19 protein-coding genes are annotated in these 19375 nt (G+C 71.1%); 6 read left to right on the top strand and 13 right to left on the bottom strand.

Translation table 11 applies throughout. The features are described from left to right. Positions 1-56 precede the first annotated feature (56 nt). Positions 57-836, top strand: coding sequence for an aquaporin (locus ACFY1T_RS10280; protein ID WP_390787776.1), 780 nt, complete (start codon positions 57-59; stop codon positions 834-836). A gap of 138 nt (positions 837-974) precedes the next feature. On the opposite strand, the gene ACFY1T_RS10285 is transcribed toward ACFY1T_RS10280, so the two are convergent. From ACFY1T_RS10285 to ACFY1T_RS10300, 4 genes are read right to left on the bottom strand one after another with little or no spacing between them, the layout of a single operon-like run. After that, positions 975-1889, bottom strand: a complete 915-nt coding sequence (locus tag ACFY1T_RS10285) for a MerR family transcriptional regulator (RefSeq protein WP_390787777.1) — start codon at positions 1887-1889, stop codon at positions 975-977. 10 nt (positions 1890-1899) lie between these two features. Then, positions 1900-2058 carry a hypothetical protein gene (locus ACFY1T_RS10290; RefSeq protein WP_390787778.1) on the bottom strand — a complete coding sequence of 53 codons (159 nt, stop codon included), beginning with the start codon at positions 2056-2058 and terminating at the stop codon, positions 1900-1902. Then, positions 2055-3836, bottom strand: coding sequence for an SDR family oxidoreductase (locus ACFY1T_RS10295; protein ID WP_390787904.1), 1782 nt, complete (start codon positions 3834-3836; stop codon positions 2055-2057). Before ACFY1T_RS10295 ends, ACFY1T_RS10290 begins: the two co-directional genes overlap by 4 nt. 5 nt (positions 3837-3841) lie before the next feature. Then, positions 3842-4699: a M24 family metallopeptidase gene (locus ACFY1T_RS10300; RefSeq protein WP_390787779.1), complete on the bottom strand. Its 858-nt coding sequence runs from the start codon at positions 4697-4699 to the stop codon at positions 3842-3844. 263 nt (positions 4700-4962) lie between these two features. On the opposite strand from ACFY1T_RS10300, the gene ACFY1T_RS10305 reads away from it, so the two are divergent. From ACFY1T_RS10305 to ACFY1T_RS10325, 5 genes are all read left to right on the top strand, one after another. Continuing rightward, positions 4963-5946, top strand: a complete 984-nt coding sequence (locus ACFY1T_RS10305) for an ABC transporter ATP-binding protein (protein WP_390787780.1) — start codon at positions 4963-4965, stop codon at positions 5944-5946. Beyond that, positions 5936-6823 carry an ABC transporter permease subunit gene (locus ACFY1T_RS10310; RefSeq protein WP_030857810.1) on the top strand — a complete coding sequence of 296 codons (888 nt, stop codon included), beginning with the start codon at positions 5936-5938 and terminating at the stop codon, positions 6821-6823. The genes ACFY1T_RS10305 and ACFY1T_RS10310 overlap by 11 nt, the downstream gene beginning before the upstream one ends. Beyond that, entirely contained in the window at positions 6820-7731 is a 912-nt protein-coding gene (locus ACFY1T_RS10315; RefSeq protein ID WP_390787781.1) for an ABC transporter ATP-binding protein, read from the top strand. The genes ACFY1T_RS10310 and ACFY1T_RS10315 overlap by 4 nt, the downstream gene beginning before the upstream one ends. A gap of 14 nt (positions 7732-7745) precedes the next feature. Next, on the top strand, positions 7746-8465 hold the full coding sequence (locus ACFY1T_RS10320; protein WP_390787782.1) for an ABC transporter permease: 720 nt from the start codon (positions 7746-7748) through the stop codon (positions 8463-8465). A gap of 85 nt (positions 8466-8550) precedes the next feature. After that, complete coding sequence (locus ACFY1T_RS10325; RefSeq protein ID WP_390787783.1) at positions 8551-9219, top strand: rhomboid-like protein; 669 nt, start codon at positions 8551-8553, stop codon at positions 9217-9219. A 154-nt stretch (positions 9220-9373) separates the two neighbouring features. On the opposite strand, the gene ACFY1T_RS10330 is transcribed toward ACFY1T_RS10325, so the two are convergent. From ACFY1T_RS10330 to ACFY1T_RS10370, 9 genes are all read right to left on the bottom strand, one after another. Further along, the gene (locus tag ACFY1T_RS10330; protein WP_351775704.1) at positions 9374-10186 is read right to left on the bottom strand and encodes an HAD family hydrolase; all 813 of its coding nucleotides are present in this window, start codon (positions 10184-10186) and stop codon (positions 9374-9376) included. Continuing rightward, on the bottom strand, positions 10183-11460 hold the full coding sequence (gene serS / locus ACFY1T_RS10335) for a serine--tRNA ligase (protein ID WP_390787784.1): 1278 nt from the start codon (positions 11458-11460) through the stop codon (positions 10183-10185). Before serS ends, ACFY1T_RS10330 begins: the two co-directional genes overlap by 4 nt. 527 nt (positions 11461-11987) lie before the next feature. Then, positions 11988-12923 carry a prephenate dehydratase gene (gene pheA / locus ACFY1T_RS10340; RefSeq protein WP_229338015.1) on the bottom strand — a complete coding sequence of 312 codons (936 nt, stop codon included), beginning with the start codon at positions 12921-12923 and terminating at the stop codon, positions 11988-11990. A gap of 42 nt (positions 12924-12965) precedes the next feature. Then, positions 12966-14321, bottom strand: a complete 1356-nt coding sequence (gene efeB / locus ACFY1T_RS10345) for an iron uptake transporter deferrochelatase/peroxidase subunit (RefSeq protein WP_390787785.1) — start codon at positions 14319-14321, stop codon at positions 12966-12968. After that, positions 14246-16258 carry a copper resistance CopC/CopD family protein gene (locus ACFY1T_RS10350; protein WP_390787786.1) on the bottom strand — a complete coding sequence of 671 codons (2013 nt, stop codon included), beginning with the start codon at positions 16256-16258 and terminating at the stop codon, positions 14246-14248. Before ACFY1T_RS10350 ends, efeB begins: the two co-directional genes overlap by 76 nt. Before the next feature lie 22 nt (positions 16259-16280). Continuing rightward, on the bottom strand, positions 16281-16766 hold the full coding sequence (locus ACFY1T_RS10355; protein WP_390787787.1) for a copper chaperone PCu(A)C: 486 nt from the start codon (positions 16764-16766) through the stop codon (positions 16281-16283). After that, a complete protein-coding gene (locus tag ACFY1T_RS10360; protein WP_390787788.1) occupies positions 16763-17416 on the bottom strand; it encodes an SCO family protein in 654 nt (217 codons plus the stop codon). The genes ACFY1T_RS10355 and ACFY1T_RS10360 overlap by 4 nt, the downstream gene beginning before the upstream one ends. 112 nt (positions 17417-17528) lie before the next feature. Continuing rightward, positions 17529-18236 (bottom strand): YcnI family protein, encoded by a 708-nt coding sequence (locus ACFY1T_RS10365; RefSeq protein WP_390787789.1) that lies wholly within the window; start codon positions 18234-18236, stop codon positions 17529-17531. 107 nt (positions 18237-18343) lie between these two features. Next, complete coding sequence (locus ACFY1T_RS10370; protein ID WP_390787790.1) at positions 18344-19168, bottom strand: hypothetical protein; 825 nt, start codon at positions 19166-19168, stop codon at positions 18344-18346. Positions 19169-19375: the final 207 nt, after the last annotated feature.

Consider the following 19375-nt stretch of genomic DNA (forward strand, 5'->3'; position numbering starts at 1 on the left):
CGTTTCCAAGATACGGAATACATTTTCCGCTGTACTGCTGCCCAGGGGGAGAACCCATGACAATCCACGCTTCCCTGCCGCGCCGCGCGGTCGCCGAGCTCGTCGGCACCGCCGGCCTTCTCGTGGTCGTGATCGGTTCCGGTATCCAAGCCGCCGACCTCAGCCGTGACACCGGTGTGGCCCTCGTCGCCAACTCGCTCGCCTCGGCCATCGGCCTCGGCCTGATCATCACCCTCTTCGGGCCGCTGTCCGGGGCCCACCTCAACCCGGTCGTCACCCTCACCTCCTGGTGGGCCCGGCGGACCGGCGGCGAGGGGCTCGGCGGCCGGGAGGCCCTCGTCTACACCGCCGCCCAGACCGCCGGTGCCATCGGCGGGGCCGTCCTCGCCGAGGTGATGTTCGGCCGTGCACCCGGCACCTTCTCCACGCAGATCCGGGCCGGCGGCCACCTGCTCGTCGGCGAGATCGTCGCCACCGCCGGGCTCGTCCTCGTCATCCAGGGCCTGGAGCGCATCGGGCGCCCGAAGCTGATCCCGACCGCGGTCGCCGCGTACATCGCCGCCGCGATCTGGTTCACCTCGTCCGGCTCCTTCGCCAACCCGGCGGGCACCATCGGGCGCGCCTTCAGTGACTCCTTCACCGGGATCGCCCCGCAGTCGCTGCCCGGGTTCGTCGCGGCCCAGGTGGTCGGCGGCGTCCTGGGCCTGGCCCTCGCCGCCCTCCTGTACGGGAGCACCCGGCGCGGTGATCAAGTGGCCCCGGCGGATGTCGTCGGAGTCACCGGGCCCGCCGGCGCCGTCAGCCCGGTGGGCCCCGCGTACGAGACCATCGGCTGACCCGGCCACACGGGCTTCCACAGGACCGTCCACAGAGTTGCCCACAGGCAACACCGACTTGTCCACAGCTGGTTGGGTTGGTTTTGGGGGCAAACGGGTGATCCGCCCTGTGGACTACTGACCGGATGCCGCAGGCCGTTACCCGCCGCCCCGGCGGGCCAGCTCGTTCATCGTCCGGGCCTGGAGTTCCCGCTCCGTCGCGGCCCGGACGAACTCCCCCACGTACTCGGCGCCGACCAGCTCCTGCACCGCCCGTACCGTCTCCGCCGGCAGGGCCACCGACGCGGGACCCGAGGGCTGCGGGGCCCCGGCCGCCCCCAGGTGGCTCTGTAGATGCCGGGTCGCGAACAGCCGCATCGCCCGGGCCAGCTCGGCGTCCACCGTCTGCTGGGCCAGGGGCCGCAGTCTCCGTACCATCGTCGCCGCCTCCGCCGCGTCCGCGTCCGTCGGCGGGACCTCCCCGAGGTAGCGGGCGAAGACGTGCTCGGTGGTGAACTCCAGGAAGCGCGAGGCGATGTGCTCCACCTGCCCGCGCAGCTCCCGCAGGTGCCCGGTGATCGCCGACAGCGGTACCCCGGCCGCGTACAGCTCGGCGGCCACCGTCAGCTCCTGCGGGGAGGGCACCAGGAACTCGTCCGGGCGCCCCGGGATCGCCTCCAGCACACCCAGCTCGCAGGCCTCGGCCACCGCGTCGTCGTCGGGCAGGCCGCCGAACCGCTCGTTCAGCTCGGCCCGGCTGATGCGCGCGGCCTCCTCGTCGGTCCACGGCCCGTGCACCTCGGCGACGAGCCCCAGCACCCCGCCGAGCCCGCGCCCGGCGTCCCAGGCCTCCAGCAGCTCCTTGATGGAGGCCAGGGTGTAGCCGCGGTCCAGCAGATCGGCGATCTGGCGCAGCCGCGCCAGATGCGTGTCCCGGTAGACGTTGGAGCGGCCGCGCCGCTCCGGCTTCGGCAGCAGCCCGCGGTCCTGGTACGCCCTGATGGTGCGCACCGTCGCCCCGCTGTGGTGCGCGAGATCCTCGATCCGGTACTCGGCCACCGCCTGTTCTGACAATCCCGGCTCCCTACGACATGGCGGCTCGGCCGCCCGCGGCCGCCGCGGCCCGGGCGGCAGGCGAAGCCGCAAGGCACTCGACCGCCCTGCGCAGCGAGACCTCCTGCCAGGGATGGTACGACCGCAGGAAGGAGCGGGATATGGCCGTGCCGGGCTCTGTCGCGCTCACAGCCGGGGCTCCAGTTGCGCCAGCCGCCGCAGGGCGCCCGGCGCGAACCGGGACATCCACAGGGCGCCCTTCGACTCGGGGGTCACCGGCACCACGGCCTCGTTGCGCACCACCGCCCGCAGGATCGCCTCGGCGACCTTCTCCGGCGGGAAGTTGCGCAGCCCGTACAGCCGCGAGGAGCGCTCCTGGCGACGCTTCTCCTCCGCCGCGTCCACCCCGGCGAAGCGCGAGGTGGCGGTGATGTTGGTGTTGACGATGCCGGGGCAGATCGCGGAGACGCCGATCGACTGCGAGGCGAGCTCGGCGCGCAGGCATTCGCTCAGCATCAGCACGGCGGCCTTCGACGTGCTGTACGCGGGCAGGGTCTTGGACGGCAGGTAGGCGGCGGCGGAGGCGGTGTTGACGATGTGGCCGCCCTGGCCGCGCTCGGCCATCTGCCGGCCGAAGATCCGGCAGCCGTGGATGACACCCCACAGGTTGACGTCGAGGACCTTCTTCCAGTCCTCCGAGGTGGTCTCCAGGAAGGGCCCCGAGAGGCCGATCCCGGCGTTGTTGACCAGGACGTCCACGACGCCGTACTCGGCGGCGGTCCTCGCGGCGAGCTTCTCCATCGCCTGCTCGTCGGCGACGTCGACGCACTCGCCCCAGGCCTCGGGGGCCCCGACGAGCCGCGCCATGTCGGCCGTACGGGCCGCGCCCTCCGCGTCCCGGTCCACGCACACCACCCTGGCCCCGGCCTCGGCGAACGCGAACGCGGTGGCCCGGCCGATGCCGCTGGCGGCGCCCGTGACCAGTACCAGCTGACCGCCGAACCGGTCGGCGTACCTGCCCGGGGCCTTCTGCTCCGGCGCCCGGGTCGCGGGCTCCTCCCGGGCGGTGACGAACTCCGTGATCCACGCCGTCAGCTGGTCGGGCCGGGTGCGCGGCACCCAGTGCTTGGCGGGCAGGGTGCGCCGCACGAGATCGGGGGCCCACCGCTCCAGGTCGTCGTAGAGCCGCTCGGAGAGGAAGGCGTCCTCGGTGGGGGTGATCAGCTGGACGGGTACGTGCGCGTACGCGTCGGGGCGCGGCCGGCGCATCCGGGGCCGCACGTTGTCGCGGTAGAGCCAGGCTCCGTGCGCCGCGTCCGAGGGCAGCGAGGCCGTCGGGTAGGCGCCGGACGGGACCTTCTCCACGCGCTCCAGCATCCGCGGCCACCGCTTGCCGAGCGGCCCGCGCCAGGCGAGCTCGGGCAGAACGGGGGTGTGCAGCATGTACACGTACCAGGACTTGGCGCCCTGGCCGAGGAGCTGCGCGGCCCGGCGCGGGGTGGGCCGGGACATCCGTTTCTTGATCCAGTGACCGAAGTGGTCCAGGGAGGGGCCCGAGATCGAGGTGAAGGAGGCGATCCGGCCCTCGGTGCGGGCGACGGTCGCGAACTCCCAGCCCTGTACGGAACCCCAGTCGTGGCCGACCAGGTGCACCGGACGGTCCGGGCTGACCGCGTCCGCCACCGCCAGGAAGTCGTCGGTCAGCTTCTCCAGGGTGAAGCCGCCGCGCAGGGGCACCGGAGCCGTGGAGCGCCCGTGGCCGCGCACGTCGTAGAGCACCACGTGGAAGCGGGCCGCCAGCCGCTGCGCGACCTCCGACCAGACCTCCTTGCTGTCCGGGTACCCGTGCACGAGCACCACGGTCGGCCGGTCCGTCTCGCCGAGCTCGACGACGCACAGCTCGATGCCGCCGGTGCTCACCCGGCGCTCGCGCGCTCCCGCGAGGCCCGACCCGTTGATCCCGCTCATGCCGCTCATGCTGCCCTCTCCTCGGCCCAGCGCCGCACGTGCGGCAGATCGTCGTCCAGCCAGAACGCACTCTCCCCGGGATCCCGCGAGTCGGTGACGACCAGGATCTCCTCGAACTTCGCACCGGTGCCCCGGAACCCCAGGTGCGGCTCCACCGCCCACAGCCCGGGCTGCGGCGGGTGGTCGGAGAAGCGGTACGGGCTCCACAGCGGGGACCAGCCCTCGCGGTGTCCGTGCAGGGCGTCGGAGGCCAGCCCCTTGAGGGACTGCGTCCCGAACCCGAAGGCGGTCGGGGACCAGCGCCGCTCCTTGACGCGGTCCACCTTGTGGGCGATCACGCCGAAGGGGTAGGCCCGGTGCCGGTTGGCGTACCCCTGGCGGATCATCAGCCGCTCGACGTTCTCGTAGATCTCGCGCAGCGGGCGGCGCTCGCGGACCTGGTCCAGGATCAGCTCGCGGTGCACGCGCAGGTCGGACATGAGCCGGTCCTGCACCGGGTTCAGCCCGAGGCTGCCCGAGTACCCGATGTCGGCCGCGTACCCCTTGTACACGGGCGCCATGTCGAGGATGAACGGCATCCCCGGCTCCAGCCTCCGGTTCGTCGGGAAGAACTGGAGGGGGATCTTGAAGTTCGCGAAGGCGGTGCGGTCCCCGAACCACGCGAACGGCAGGTGGAACCAGTCCCGCACCCCGCGCTCGCGCAGCCACTCCCGCTGCATCCGCGCCGCCTCGCGCTCGGTGACCCCCGGCCGCAGCTGCGCCGCGACGGTCTCCGCGCACTCGTACGAGAGGCGTTGCACTTCCCTGAACCCGCGCAGGTCCGGCGAGAGTTGCGCGGTGCGTTGCCTGGTGTCCGCAGCCATGACAGCCGTCCGTCCGTAGAGCCGTACGCGCTACGCGCCCGTAACTTGACACTGATGAATGTGACAATGACCGGAGATCACGTCAAGGGTCGTGCACGGACCTGTGGACAACTTGTCCGATCCACCGCGTACGGTCCGCTTCGCCGGTCCGCTTTGACCGGTCCGCATCAGCCTTTCGTCAGGGTGTGTAGTCCTGAAGGCGGAGACGGGATGACGCTCCAGGTCTGACGATCGGCGCGGTCCGCACCACTAACGTCGAAGCCGTGACTGTCATCGCGACCGAAAGCCTGAGCAAGCGGTACCCCCGAGTGACCGCAATCGACCGGCTCTCCCTGGACATCGGGCCCGGAGTGACCGGCCTCGTGGGTGCCAACGGAGCCGGCAAGTCCACGCTGATCAAGATCCTGCTTGGACTGTCCCCCGCCACCGAGGGCCGCGCCGCCGTGCTCGGACTCGATGTCGCCACCCATGGCAGCGCCATCCGCGAACGCGTCGGCTACATGCCCGAACACGACTGCCTGCCGCCCGACGTCTCGGCCACCGAGTTCGTCGTGCACATGGCGCGCATGTCCGGACTCCCGCCGACCGCCGCCCGCGAGCGGACCGCCGACACCCTGCGCCACGTGGGCCTGTACGAGGAGCGCTACCGCCCCATCGGCGGCTACTCCACGGGCATGAAGCAGCGCGTCAAACTGGCCCAGGCGCTCGTCCACGACCCCCAGCTGGTCCTTCTCGACGAGCCCACCAACGGCCTCGACCCCGTGGGCCGGGACGAGATGCTCGGCCTGATCCGCCGCGTCTACACCGACTTCGGCATCTCCGTCCTCGTCACCTCCCACCTCCTCGGCGAGCTGGAGCGGACCTGCGACCACGTCGTGGTCGTCGACGGCGGCAAGCTGCTGCGCTCCAGCTCCACGAGCGACTTCACCCAGATCACCACGACCCTCGCGGTCGAGGTCACCGACACCGACGCCCACCCGGACGGCACCACCGCCCTGCGCAAGGCGCTCGTCGACCTGGGCCTGACCCTGCACGCGGGCGAGGAGCAGGGGCTGCCCGGAGCCGGCCACATCCTGCTGCTGGAAGCCACCGGCGAGGAGACCTACGACATCGTGCGCGACACCGTCGCCGACCTCGGCCTCGGCCTGGTCCGCATGGAACAGCGCCGCCACCACATCGCGGAGGTCTTCCGCGACAACGACCAGCAGCAGCTCGTCCGGAAGGGAGCCGGTTCCGATGGCGCCTGACACCTCGACCCAGATCCACAACATCGGCTACCGGTCCTACGACGGAGCCCGGCTCGGCCGCGCCTACGCCCGCAAGTCGCTGTTCTCGCAGTCCCTGCGCGGGGCGTACGGACTCGGCCGGTCCGCCAAGTCCAAGGTCCTCCCGATGCTCCTCTTCGCGGTGATGTGCGTCCCGGCGCTGATCATCGTCGCGGTCGCCATCGCGGTGCCCGGCTCCACCAGCCTGCCGATCAAGTACACGACGTACGCGCTGACCACCCAGGTGATCATCGGCCTGTACCTCGCCTCGCAGGCACCGCAGTCGGTCTCCCGGGACCTGCGCTTCAAGACCGTGCCGCTCTACTTCTCACGGCCGATCGAGCGCGTCGACTACGTCCTCGCCAAGTTCGCGGCGATGGCCTCGGCGCTCTTCATCCTCACCGCCACCCCGCTGCTGATCATGTGGATCGGCGCGCTGCTGGCCAAATTCGACTTCGCGGACCAGACCAAGGGGTTCGCCCAGGGACTGGTCTCCGTGCTGCTGCTCTCGGTGCTGTTCGCCGGCCTCGGCCTGATCATGGCCGCGCTCACCCCGCGCCGGGGCTTCGGTGTCGCCGCCATCATCGCCCTGCTCCTGATCCCTTACGGCGCCGTGACCGCCGTCCAGGGCATCGCGTACAACACCGGCTCGACCGGTCCCATCGAGTGGATGGGCCTGTTCTCCCCGATCACCCTGATCGACGGCGTGCAGACGGCCTTCCTCGGCGCCACCTCCGCCTTCCCCGGCGGGGACGGCCCCTCGGCCGGTGTCGGATTCGTCTACCTGCTCGTCGTCCTCGGCCTCATCGCCGGCTCCTACGCCGCTCTGATGGCCCGCTACCGGAAGGCCGGGCTGTGACCACCATCGACATCGACCACACCTCCCGCTGGTTCGGGAACGTCGTCGCCGTCAACGACGTGACCATGCACATCGGCCCCGGCGTCACCGGGCTGCTGGGCCCCAACGGCGCCGGGAAGTCCACCCTCATCAACATGATGGGCGGCTTCCTCGCCCCCTCCACGGGCACCGTCACCCTCGACGGCGCGCCGATCTGGCAGAACGAGAAGGTCTACCGGCAGATCGGCGTCGTCCCCGAGCGCGAGGCCATGTACGACTTCCTCACCGGCCGGGAGTTCGTCGTCGCCAACGCCGAGCTCCACGGCCTCGACGACGCGGCCGCCCAGCGGGCGCTCGCCACCGTCGAGATGGAGTACGCCCAGGACCGCAAGATCTCCACGTACTCCAAGGGCATGCGCCAGCGCGTGAAGATGGCCTCGGCCCTCGTCCACGACCCGTCCGTGCTGCTCCTCGACGAGCCGTTCAACGGCATGGACCCGCGCCAGCGCATGCAGCTCATGGACCTGCTGCGGCGCATGGGCGACGACGGCCGCACCGTGCTCTTCTCCTCGCACATCCTGGAGGAGGTCGAACAGCTCGCCTCCCACATCGAGGTGGTCGTCGCCGGCCGGCACGCCGCATCCGGCGACTTCCGCAAGATCCGCCGCCTGATGACGGACCGCCCGCACCGCTACGTGGTCCGCTCCTCCGACGACCGGGCCCTCGCGGCGGCCCTGATCGCCGACCCCTCCACCGCGGGCATCGAGGTCGACCTCAAGGAAGGCGCGCTGCGCATCCAGGCCGTCGACTTCGGCCGCTTCACCGAGCTGCTGCCACGGGTCGCCCGTGCGCACGGCATCCGGCTGCTGACGGTCTCGCCCTCCGACGAGTCCCTCGAGTCGGTCTTCTCCTACCTCGTCGCGGCCTGAAGGAGCTGGCACCCATGTACAACCCCACCGTCGCCCGGCTCACCTACCGCGCGCTGCTCGGCCGCCGCCGTGCGCTGATCCTCTGCGGACTGCCCGTCCTGCTGATCGTCATCTCCATCGCCGTCCGCGCCTTCACCGGACTGGACGACAAGGTCGCCGCCGACCTCCTGGGCGGCTTCGCCCTCGCCACGATGGTCCCGCTGATCGGTGTCATCGCCGGCACCGGCGCCATCGGCCCGGAGATCGACGACGGCTCGATCGTCTACCTGCTCTCCAAGCCGGTGAAGCGCCCGACGATCATCATGACGAAGCTGATCGTCGCGATCGGCGTCACGATGGCCTTCTCCGCGATCCCGACCCTGATCGCCGGGTTCATCCTCAACGGCAACGGCCAGCAGATCGCCGTCGCCTACACCGTCGCGGCCCTCGTCGCCTCGATCGCCTACAGCGCTCTGTTCCTGCTGCTGGGCACCGTCAGCCGGCACGCGGTCGTCTTCGGCCTGGTCTACGCCCTGATCTGGGAGTCGCTCTTCGGCAGCCTGGTCTCCGGAGCCAAGACCCTCAGCGTCCAGCAGTGGGCCCTGGCCCTCGCCGAGAAGGTCGCCGGCGAAGGCTACGTCGACGCCACCGTCGGCCTGCCCACCGCGGTGGTCCTGCTCTGCGTGGTCACCGTGGGCGCCACCGTCTACGCCGGCCAGAAGCTGCGCCGCCTGACCCTGGCGGGCGAGGAGTAGACACCCGCCGTACCGGCTCCACACCCAGTGCCCCGCACGGCCCACAGGCCGGGCGGGGCACTGCCGTACGGGGCAAAATCAGGGCATGGTCGAGCACCCCGAGCCCGAGCCGTCCAGGCCCGTACGGTCGTGGATACGCTCCTCGCCGGGTACGCACATATGGCTGCTGCTCCTCGCCGTCACGAGCGTCATCGTCGTGATCGCGCCCGACCATCTCGAGCACGTCCTGCTCCACCGCCACAGCAGCAACATCCACGAACTGACCCGGCACCCCGTGCGGGCCCTGCTCTCCAGCGCCTTCTGGATCGAGAACCCGGCCTCGCTCGCCCTGTACGCCGTCCTCTTCGAGCTCTTCCACGCGCCCGTGGAACGCTGGCTCGGCACACTGCGCTGGCTCGCCATCGTCGCGACCGCCCACATCACGGCCACCCTGATCAGTCAGAAGGTGGTCCTGATGGCCATTCAGGACCACCGGGCCCCGCACAGCATGGTCCACGTCGTCGACGTCGGCGTCAGCTACGGCCTCGCGGCCTCGGCCGGGGTCCTCACGTACCGGCTCCCGAACCCGCTGCGCTGGCTCTACCTCGTCGGTGTCGTCGCCTTCTTCGGGCTGCCGCTCCTCACCGGGGGGACCTTCACCGACCTCGGGCACGCCATCTCGCTCGCCGTCGGTCTGCTCGCCTGGCCGCTCACCCGCCACCCGCACCCCAGGCATGTTTCACGTGAAACAGAGCACCACACCGGCGACGGCTGACCCGCGGAAATTGACTGGTACGCGGCCTGCGCCCCGGGCAGAGTGAGTCGTGCGGGGAGCAACAAAAAAGGTCCGGAGCAGCCACTTCGAGCGCGCCTCGCGGCGCGGGCTGTTCCGGACCTTCCCCGTTTCGTACCCGTTGCCGGGCTGACCGTCAGGCAGCGCCCAGCAGTCGCTCCAGCACCACCGCGATACCGTCCTCCTCGTTGGAGGTCGTCACCTCGTCGGCCACCGCCTTCAGCTCCGCGTGGGCATTGGCCATGGCCACTCCGTGCGCGGCCCAGCCGAACATCGGGATGTCGTTGGGCATGTCGCCGAAGGCGATCGTCTCCGCCGCCTTCACACCCAGCCGGCGCGCGGCCAGCGAGAGCCCGGTGGCCTTCGTCAGCCCCAGGGGCAGGATCTCCACTATCCCCGGACCCGCCATGACGATGTCGACCAGCGAGCCCACGGTCTCCCGGGCCACCTTCACCAGAGCGTCGTCGCCGAGCTCCGGGTGCTGGATGTAGAGCTTGTTCAGCGGAGCCGTCCACACCTCCGCGGTGTCCGCCAGGTAGAGGGCCGGCAGGCCCCCCTGCACCTGGTAGCCGGGGCCGAAGAGCACGTCGCCGTCCACCCCGTCGCGGCTGGCCGCGAGCGCCAGCGGACCCACTTCGGCCTCGAGCTTCGACAGCGCCAGACCGGCGAGCTGCCGGTCCAGCGTCACCGAGGTCAGCAGCCGGTGCGCCCCCGCGTCGTAGAGCTGTGCGCCCTGTCCGCACACCGCGATCCCCTTGTAGCCGAGATCGTCCAGCACGCCCCGGGTCCAGGGCACGGCCCGGCCGGTGACGATGATGTGTGCCGCGCCCGCCGCGGTGGCCGCGGCGAGCGCTTCACGGGTGCGTTCCGAGACGGTGTCGTCGCCACGCAGCAGCGTGCCGTCGAGATCGGTCGCGACGAGCTTGTACGGGAACGGGACCGGGCTCACTTGGCGATCGGCTCCAGGACCTCGCGGCCGCCCAGGTACGGGCGGAGCGCCACCGGCACGTGCACGGAACCGTCGGCCTGCTGGTGGTTCTCCAGGATCGCGACGATCGTGCGCGGTACGGCGCACAGCGTGCCGTTCAGCGTCGAGAGCGGTGCGGTCTTCTTGCCGTCGCGGTAGCGGATCGACAGGCGGCGGGCCTGGAAACCGTTGCAGTTCGACGCCGAGGTCAGCTCGCGGTACTTGCCCTGCGTCGGGATCCACGCCTCGCAGTCGAACTTGCGCGAGGCGGAGGCCCCCAGGTCACCGGTGGCGACGTCGATCACCTGGAAGGGCAGCTCCAGGCTGGTCAGCCACTGCTTCTCCCACTCCAGGAGGCGCTGGTGCTCGGCCTCGGCGTCCTCCGGCGCGACGTACGAGAACATCTCGACCTTGTCGAACTGGTGGACGCGGAAGATGCCGCGGGTGTCCTTGCCGTACGTACCGGCCTCGCGGCGGAAGCACGGCGAGAAGCCGGCATAGCGCAGCGGCAGCTTCTCGGCGTCGATGATCTCGTCCATGTGGTACGCGGCGAGCGGGACCTCGGAGGTGCCGACCAGGTAGTAGTCGTCCTTCTCCAGGTGGTACACGTTCTCCGCGGCCTGGCCGAGGAAACCGGTGCCCTCCATGGCGCGCGGGCGGACCAGCGCCGGGGTCAGCATGGGGATGAAGCCGGCCTCGGTGGCCTGCGCGATCGCCGCGTTGACCAGGGCGAGCTCCAGCAGCGCGCCGACACCGGTCAGGTAGTAGAAGCGCGAGCCCGACACCTTGGCGCCGCGCTCGACGTCGATGGCGCCGAGCGACTCGCCGAGCTCCAGGTGGTCCTTGGGCTCGAAGCCCTCGGCGCCGAAGTCGCGGATCGTGCCGTGCGTCTCGAGGACGGTGAAGTCCTCCTCGCCGCCGACCGGGACGTCCTCGTGGACGATGTTGCCGAGCTGGAGCAGCAGCCGCTTGGCGGCCTCGTCGGCCTCGTTCTGCTCGGCCTCGGCGGCCTTGACGTCCGTCTTGAGCTGCTCGGCCTTCTTCAGCAGCTCTGCCCGCTCCTCCGGAGAGGCCTTGGGGATGAGCTTGCCGAGCGACTTCTGCTCATTGCGCAGTTCGTCGAAGCGCATGCCGGAGGACCTGCGGCGCTCATCGGCGGAGAGCAGCGAGTCGACGAGGTCGACGTCCTCTCCACGGGCGCGCTGCGAGGCGCGGACACGGTCAGGGTCTTCACGGAGCAGCCGGAGGTCAATCACCCCTCCAGGCTACCGGGCTGGGCTTCCTGGCCTCACACCGATATAACGCTGCGTGTCGCTATGTCCCAATTGTGGAGAATGGAAAAGCCGGATCCCGCTGGCCGGAAGTGACCGTTCCTGTTCGGTCAATAAAAGCGGCCCATTCCCTGAAAAGGGGCACAAGCACGGTATCCGGGCGCCCCCTGAGCAGGGCGGGAAGGTCTTCCTTGTCCACAGGAATTGTCCACCGCGGGGACTTGTCCACAGGCTGTGCGCCGGATCTGTGGACACGGAAATAGATCAATCCCCACCCGTGACCCGTCGGGACGATTCAGGGTTCAAACCACCCTCACACACTCATTCGGGTGGGAATGGCTCGCTCCAAAGAGTTGATCGGCGATGCAGGGGTGACGCCGTTCACCTTCCGCTCCCCAGCGCGAAACCCGGGGTCCCCGACCGATTTGTCGACCTTGTCGCGCCGTGATGTCGACTAGTCCACAGGTCCCCATCTCCACCTGTGGATAACTCTGTGGACAGTGGAGGAAGAGCTACGCCCGGCCGTCGAGGCAGCGCGTCAGCCAGTCGGAAGCGGCCATGAAGTCCCCGTCGGAGGTACCGGGCCGCGGGGCGCGCACGTCACCCTGAGCGACACCGGCGCGCGGATACGAGCCGAGGAAGCGGACCTGGGGACAGGTGCGCTTGAGACCCATGAGCGCCTCGCTGACCCGGCGGTCGGAGATGTGGCCCTCGGCGTCGACCGCGAAGCAGTAGTTTCCGATGCCCTCGCCCGTCGGCCGGGACTGGATCAGCATCAGGTTGACCCCGCGGACGGCGAATTCCTGGAGGAGCTCCAGCAGCGCACCGGGGTGGTCGTCGCCGAGCCACAGCACGACGGAGGTCTTGTCGGCGCCCGTCGGCGCGGCCGGCCGGGCGGGCCGCCCGACGAGTACGAACCGCGTCTCGGCGTTCTCCGCGTCGTGGATCTCGGTGACCAGCGGGACGAGCCCGTACGTGGCCGCCGCGAACTCGCCCGCGAAGGCGGCGTCGAAGCGGCCCTCCTGGACCAGCCGGGCCCCGTCGGCGTTGGAGGCGGCCGACTCCCACGTCGCGTCGGGCAGGTTCGCCCGCAGCCAGTTGCGCACCTGGGGCTGGGCGACCGGGTGCCCGGTGACGGTCTTGACGTCCGACAGCTTGGTACCGGGTCGCACGAGCAGCGCGAAGGCGATGGGCAGCAGCACCTCGCGGTAGATCATCAGAGGTTCGCCGGAGGCCAGCTCGTCCAGGGTGGAGGTGACGCCGCCCTCCACCGAGTTCTCGATCGGCACCAGGGCGGCCGCTGCCTCCCCGTTGCGTACGGCGTCCAGGGCGGCCGGGACCGACACCATCGGGACGAGCTCCCGGGTCGCGGCTTCCGGCAGTGTGCGGAGGGCGGCTTCGGTGAAGGTGCCCTCGGGACCGAGGTAGGTGAAGCGGGTGGCCGACATGTGATCAGCCTAATGCCGGGTCCCCGACCGCCGGGTCGCTGTTCATCCTTCGAGCAGACGCTGCCCCACGTACTCCCCGTCGCGGGGGCCGGGCGGGACCGCGTACAGGCCGCTGGACTCGTGCCGGATGAACGCCGACAGGGCGTCACCCCGGTCCAGCTTGCGCTGGACGGGGACGAAGCCGCGCAGCGGATCGGCCTGCCAACAGATGAAGAGGAGCCCCGCGTCCGGGGTGCCGTCGGCGGCGATCCCGTCGTGGAAGGAGAACGGGCGCCGGAGCATGGCGGCCCCGCCGTTCTGTTCGGGGGCGGAGATCCGGGCGTGCGCGTTGGACGCGATGACGGGCTTGCCGTCGGGGCCGATCTTGTCGAGAGCCATCTTCGTGGTCTCGGTGCCGCCGGTGAGGGGCGCGCCGGTGGCCTTGGTGCGGCCTATGACCTGCTCCTGCTGGGCCAGGGACTGCTTGTCCCAGTCGTCGAGGAGCATGCGGATGCGCCGTACGACGGCGTACGAGCCCCCGCCCATCCAGGCGTGCTCGGCGGGCCCGGGGCCGGCGGCGGGGACGAAGATCCGCTTGTCGAAGTCGGGCTGCGCGGGCTTGGGGTTGCCGGTGCCGTCGATCTGACCCATGAGGTTGCGGGCGGTCATCGGTGCGGCGGTGGCGCCGGGGGACCGGTTGAAGCCGTTCATCTGCCAGCGGACCCGGGCCGCCTCCCCGGCCTCCTTCTGGAGGGTGCGCAGGGCGTGGAAGGCGACGAGCCCGTCGTCGGCGCCGATCTGGACCCAGAGGTCGCCGTTGCTGCGCTGGGCGTCGATCCGGTCGGCGGAGAAATCGGGCAGCGGGTCGAGGGCGGTGGGGCGGCGGGCGGCGAGCCCGGTGCGCTCGAAGAAGGAGTGGCCGAAGCCGAAGGTGAGGGTGAGGGAGGAAGGGCCGGCGTCGAGGGCGATACCGGAGTCCGCGCCCGATGCGGGCTTGCCCGCCATCAGCAGGCGCGCGGTGTCGGACCAGCGCCGCATCAGGGCGGCGGCCTCCTTGCGCCCGGCCCCGGGGGCCAGGTCGAAGGCGAGGACGTGGCCCTTGGCCTGGAGCGGGTCCGTGATGCCGGCCTGGTGCTCGCCCTGGAAGGCGATGCGGGTGGCGCCGAGGGAGGCGAGGCCCCCGGAGGCACCGCCGGCACCGGCCGGGGAGTCGGCGAACGCGGAGTGCACGAGGGCGCCGCCGGTCGCGCCGAGCGCGAGCCCGGCGGCGCCCGCGGCGCCGACGGTGCCCAGCAGTCGGCGCCGGGAGATCTCGATGTCGGGGTTGCTCTCGGTCACGCTGGTCAGCCGATCTTCACGTTCTTCTGCACGGTCGTCTGGTCGATGTCGGAGGTACGGACGGTCACGTCGATCCGCCATTCCCCGGCCAGCGGCAGCTGGACGCCGGACGCGCTCCAGTGTCCGGGGGCCGCGCGCTCCGGGAGGAGCGGCAGGGGGCCGATGTCCTTGGCGGGGAGGGTGAAGGCGACCTTGATCTCGGGGATGTCGAGGGGCTGGCCCTGGGGGTCGTCCACCCAGACGTGGAGCGAGTTGGCGCCGACCCGGCCCGGGTCGACCTCGATACGGACCGATCCCTTGCCGTTCTGGCCGCCGGTGTCGAACGGCAGGGTGATCTTGATGGCGCGGTTGGGGACGGCGGTGGCCGCGGAGTCCGGCCCGCTCGCCTGCTGGGCGGTCCGGCCGGGTTCGGTGCTGGTGAGCACGGTGGTCACGGCGAGCAGGGCGATGGCGACACCTGCCTCGGCCAGGACGGAGCGGCGCAGTCCTGCCCGGGCCGGATCGGCGTCGCGCACCTGCTTCTCTCGCGCGTTCTCACGGGCGGCGCGCTGTCGGGCGAGCTGGGCGGCGCGCTTGGGGTCCTCGGGGACGGTGACGGAAGCCGGCGATGTTTCACGTGAAACATCGCGTTGCCGGGCGATCTTGGCCGGCTTTGCGGCGGGTGCATCGGTGAGCCGGGCGGTCCACGAGCGGGAGACGTAGGCGATGCCGACGAGGACGGCGACGAGCCCGACCTTCACCAGCAGCAGCTGTCCGTAGCTGGTCCCGGTGAGCGCCGACCAGCTGCCGACCTGGCGCCAGGACTGGTAGACACCGGTGACGGCGAGGACCAGGACGCTGACGAAGGCGACCCGAGAGAACCGCCGGACCGCCTCCCGCTCGATGTCCGGGACCTTGTGGAGGGCGACGAGCAGTGCGGTGAGACCGCCGAGCCAGGCGGCGACGGCCAGCAGGTGCAGGATGTCGGCGGGCATGGCGATACCGGGCTGGATGCCGGTCGAGGCGTGCTCGGACAGGGCCCAGGTGGCGGCGATGCCGCCGGCCACGACGGTTCCGCCGATGCCGAGGCCGAAGAGCAGGTCGTTCGCTTCCTTGTCCGGCCCCGATCCCGAACCGGATCCGGACCCCGGCGCCTTGTCCGCCCCGCGGTCCTTCTGCTTGCCCTTGCCCTTGGGCTTCTCCGCTTCTGCGGCTTCGGCGGTCTTGCGCGCGTAGGTGCCGAACAGCACGGCGATGAACAGCGCGGCAGCGCCGAGGAGCAGCAGCCGGGAGACGAGGGAGGCGCCGGTCTTGGTCTCCAGGACGGCCTTCAGACCGTCGAGGTCGAGCGCGTCCGCGAACTTCCCCGACCCCGTGTACGGGGTGCGGAGCACCAGCATCACGAGGGTGGCGGCGGTCAGCGTGACCCACGCGCGCACGATCAGCTTCTGCAGCGGGCGCTGTGCCGCGCCGCGCCGCCAGCACAGCAGGATGAAGGCCGCGCCGCCGACGAGGACGGTGAAACCGCCGTAGGCGGCATAGCGCGCGATGTCGTACGCGATGCCCACCGGTCCGCCGCCCGCCTGGGCGGTGGGCAGCGCCACGCTGGTCTCCGAGGGGGCGCCGATGGAGAAGGTGAAGGCTCCGGAGACGGGGTGGCTGTCGGCGGACACGGCCTGCCAGGCGACGGTGTAGGTGCCGTCCGGCAGTCCGGAGTGCAGTGCGGTGCCGTAGCGGATGGTGGTGCCGCTGCACATGTCGCGCAGCTCGCCGGTGTCCACCCGCTTGCCCTGCGGGTCCATGACGCGGATGGAGTCGTCGCCCATGGCGACCTGCTCCGAGAAGGAGAGGGTGACCTGGGCGGGTGCCGTGGCGACCACCGCCCCGTCCTTGGGGTCGCTCGCGGTGAGCGCGGCGTGTGCCGAGGCCGGGCCGGCCGCGGTGAACAGGGCCGCCAGCAGGGCTGCGAGGACCAGCACGAGCCGCGGCAGGAGTGCCGGGGCCCGGACGCGGGCCGGGGAGGGGGCGATGGCCGTCATGGCGTGTCAGTACCTCGGTCCGTCAGTGGGCGCTGGTGTTCTGGGCGTTGTACGTCCGTTCCTTGACGTCCAGCTCGACCTTGACCGGGTCGGCCTTCTCGAAGCGCAGCTCGACGGTGACCTTGTCGCCGACCTTCGGCGTGCTCTTCAGCCCCATGAGCATGACGTGGCTGCCACCACGCTCCAGCCGGAGCTCGCCGTTGGCGGGCACGGGCATGGCCGCGACCTGCTGCATCTTCTGGTCCTTGGTCTCGTGGATCTGCAGATCGTCGGAGATCGGGCTGGTGACGGCCGTGAGCTTGTCGGGCGTCTTCGACTCGTTCTTGATGACCATGAACGCGCCGGCCATCTTGTCGTTCACCGGCTCGGGCATGAAGGCGCCGCTGACCGTCATCTTCGGCTTGTCCGCGCCGGCCTTGGCGTCGGAGTCCGAGGAGCAGCCGGATATGGCGAGCGCTGCCGTCAGGGAGAGGGCGGCGGCGAGGGTGCGGGTGGTGCGGGCGTTCACGGGTTCTCTCCCTTGACGATCTTCGGCAGGTCCTTGGTGTAGTCGTCGACGGTCGTGCCTTCGCCGTAGAGGAGGTACCCCTCGTCGGTCTTGGGCGAGAACGCGATGACCTGGGCACCGTGCATGGAGACGACCTTGCCGTCGGCCTCCTTCTTCGGTGCCTCGATGCCGATGCCGAGCTTGCGCGCGGCTGCCTGGATGGTGGCGAAGTCCCCGGTCAGTCCGGTGAAGGACGGGTCCTGGGCCTTGAGCCACGCGCCGAGGGAGTCGGGAGTGTCCCGTTCGGGGTCGGTGGTGACGAACACGACCTGGAGGTTGTCCTGGTCGGCCTTCGGCAGTGCCTTCTTCGCGACGGCGATGTTGCTCATCGTCAGGGGGCACACGTCGGGGCAGTTGGTGTAGCCGAAGTAGATGAGCGTCGGCTTGCCCTTGGTCTGCTCGCGCAGGTTCCACGGCTTGCCGGTGGTGTCCGTCAGGACCAGCTCCGGCTTGTCGAAGGGGCGGTCGAGGACCGTGGCCTTGCCTGCCTTGGTCTGGCCGGTGAGCTGCGTGACCTCGTTGGTCTTGGCGGTCTCACCGCCGCCGCAGGCGGTGAGGGTGAGCGCGGCCGCCGCCACGAGGGCGGCGACCGTCACACGTGTGGTGCGCATGGAGGGATGTCCCTGGGATCGGGGATGTGGTGCACGGGCGGGCCGGCGACGAAGAAGGACCGGCCGCGCGCACGTTCTGGACTAAGGGGATACGGCCTGGGGCCGCTCAGGGTCAGGAGGCGCGGCGGCGCGAGGCGACACCGAAGGCGACGCCGCCGAGGCCGATGACGATGCCCGCGACGCCGAGGGCGCGCGCGGTGGTGTCGGAGGCGCTCTTGGCGGCCTCGTCGTGGCCCTTGTCGTCCTTGGCGGCGGCGTTCTTGTCGCCGTCGTCGTGGTGGTCGTCGGCGGCCTTGGCCGCGGTCAGCTTCAGGACGGGAGCCGGGTTCTGCGGCTCCGCCGCGCCCGCCTTCGTCTCCTCGATCCAGCGGACGACCTCGTTGTTGTCGTACGTCTGGATCGCCTTGAAGACCATCTGGTCGGCGTTGTCGGGCAGCTTGCCGACGGAGACCGGGAACTGCTGGAACTTGCCGGGCTCGATCTTGCCGCCGCTCCAGGTCACCTTGGTGACGGCCTCGTTGACCTGCTTGCCGTGGACGGTGAGCGGCTTGTCGAGCTTGCTCTTCTCGATCGTCACGGTCCAGCCGGGGATGTCCTGCGGCATGACGGAGGTCAGCGGCTGGTCCACGGGGAAGTTGACTTCCAGCTGCGTGGTCGAGGCGTTGTCGCGCTCGTTCGGGACCTTGAAGTTGATGGTCGCGTAGCCGCCCTTGACGGCGTCCCCGGGCTGCACGCTGACGTGCGCGAAGGCCGTGCCGGACAGGACGAGGACGGAGCCGGCGGCAAGGGCGGCGGCGAAGGAGACGCGAGAGGTCTTCATGGCGGGAACACTCCACAGGGGCAGGGTGACGGTGATTCCGCGCACGGGTGCGCGCGGAGTTCGCGGCACCGGTGCTTCCGCCGGGTGCTCCGGGGAGGGGTGCCGCGTCAGGCTGCGAGGGCGAGCGCCGTGGAGGGCGGCCCGCGCCTGATCACCGTGTGCTGGAGTGCGTCCCGGCCTGTGTACGCGGCGGGTTCGGCAGCGGTACGGGCCGCCTGCGGTCCACCGGCCGGCGTACCCGCGAGCCCGGCGCCGAGGGCCCGTACGAAGGCCAGCGCTGCGCGCAGCGGACGTACCGGATCGGCTTCGGCGGAGCTGCGCGACAGTTCCACGAGCCGGAACAGGGCCGCGTCGCCGCGCCCCATCAGCCAGCCGGCGGCCAGGGCGGCCAGCAGGTGCCCGAGGAGCATGCCGGTGCTGAACAGGCCGGTGGCGGGCGCGGCGGTGGCCTGCGCGAGGTGCGCGTGGCCGGCGTGGACCGGTGCCGCTCCCTGCGCCGCGGCCTGGGCGGCCAGGGCGGCCGGATCCAGTCCGGCGGTCTCCAGGATCTGCCGGGCGTCGGCCGGGCTGAGCGGGACGGAGTTGCCGCCGCAGACCAGCCGGGCGGCGAGCGCCGCGAGCGAGGTGTCCGCGCCGGCGGGTGCCTGGGCGGAGGCCGCGCTGTGCTGGCCGAGGCCGAACACCGCGTGCAGTGCGAGCTGTCCGAAGGCGAGTCCGGCGGCGATGCCGGGCAGCGTCCGGCGGCGGCCCGCGAGCGGGGCGGCGACGGCGAACACGGCGAGGAAGGCGATGACCAGGGCCCACCAGGGCACCGCGGCGCAGGACGCCAGGGCGTGCCCGGCCGCGGACAGCACGACGCAGACCGCGGTGAACACCGCGGCCCGAAGCAGCCGGAGTCCGGCTCCGGCAGGCGTCGCGTGGGGGACAGTCATGGCCGGGCCATCATCGCACTGCCCTCACACCGTCCATACGGCAGGTCCGGAAGGTCGTGAGTGCCCCTGTACGAGGGCTTCACCTCGGGTGTCCCCGCCGGGACGGGGGCCCGGTACGCCGCCGCATACACCGCTGCTTCGGAGTGCCGCATCGGCCGAATGAGGGCTGTGGAGGCCGCCAGGGGCTTACGCCCCGCCGCGGGCGGC

Origin of the sequence: Streptomyces sp. NPDC001194, from assembly GCF_042896985.1 — a bacterium.
GTDB lineage: Bacteria > Actinomycetota > Actinomycetes > Streptomycetales > Streptomycetaceae > Streptomyces.

What these genes read in the sequence shown, in the direction of transcription:
- ACFY1T_RS10280 (WP_390787776.1), top strand. Translation starts at nt 57, where the DNA reads ATGACAATCCACGCTTCCCTGCCGCGCCGCGCGGTCGCCGAGCTCGTC.
- ACFY1T_RS10350 (WP_390787786.1), bottom strand. Translation starts at nt 16,258, where the DNA reads ATGACGGCCATCGCCCCCTCCCCGGCCCGCGTCCGGGCCCCGGCACTC.
- pheA (WP_229338015.1), bottom strand. Translation starts at nt 12,923, where the DNA reads ATGTCGGCCACCCGCTTCACCTACCTCGGTCCCGAGGGCACCTTCACC.
- ACFY1T_RS10325 (WP_390787783.1), top strand. Translation starts at nt 8,551, where the DNA reads ATGGTCGAGCACCCCGAGCCCGAGCCGTCCAGGCCCGTACGGTCGTGG.
- ACFY1T_RS10310 (WP_030857810.1), top strand. Translation starts at nt 5,936, where the DNA reads ATGGCGCCTGACACCTCGACCCAGATCCACAACATCGGCTACCGGTCC.
- ACFY1T_RS10295 (WP_390787904.1), bottom strand. Translation starts at nt 3,836, where the DNA reads ATGAGCGGGATCAACGGGTCGGGCCTCGCGGGAGCGCGCGAGCGCCGG.
- ACFY1T_RS10320 (WP_390787782.1), top strand. Translation starts at nt 7,746, where the DNA reads ATGTACAACCCCACCGTCGCCCGGCTCACCTACCGCGCGCTGCTCGGC.
- ACFY1T_RS10370 (WP_390787790.1), bottom strand. Translation starts at nt 19,168, where the DNA reads ATGACTGTCCCCCACGCGACGCCTGCCGGAGCCGGACTCCGGCTGCTT.
- ACFY1T_RS10360 (WP_390787788.1), bottom strand. Translation starts at nt 17,416, where the DNA reads ATGCGCACCACACGTGTGACGGTCGCCGCCCTCGTGGCGGCGGCCGCG.
- efeB (WP_390787785.1), bottom strand. Translation starts at nt 14,321, where the DNA reads ATGGCGGATCGACGTGACCGTCCGTACCTCCGACATCGACCAGACGAC.
- ACFY1T_RS10365 (WP_390787789.1), bottom strand. Translation starts at nt 18,236, where the DNA reads ATGAAGACCTCTCGCGTCTCCTTCGCCGCCGCCCTTGCCGCCGGCTCC.
- ACFY1T_RS10300 (WP_390787779.1), bottom strand. Translation starts at nt 4,699, where the DNA reads ATGGCTGCGGACACCAGGCAACGCACCGCGCAACTCTCGCCGGACCTG.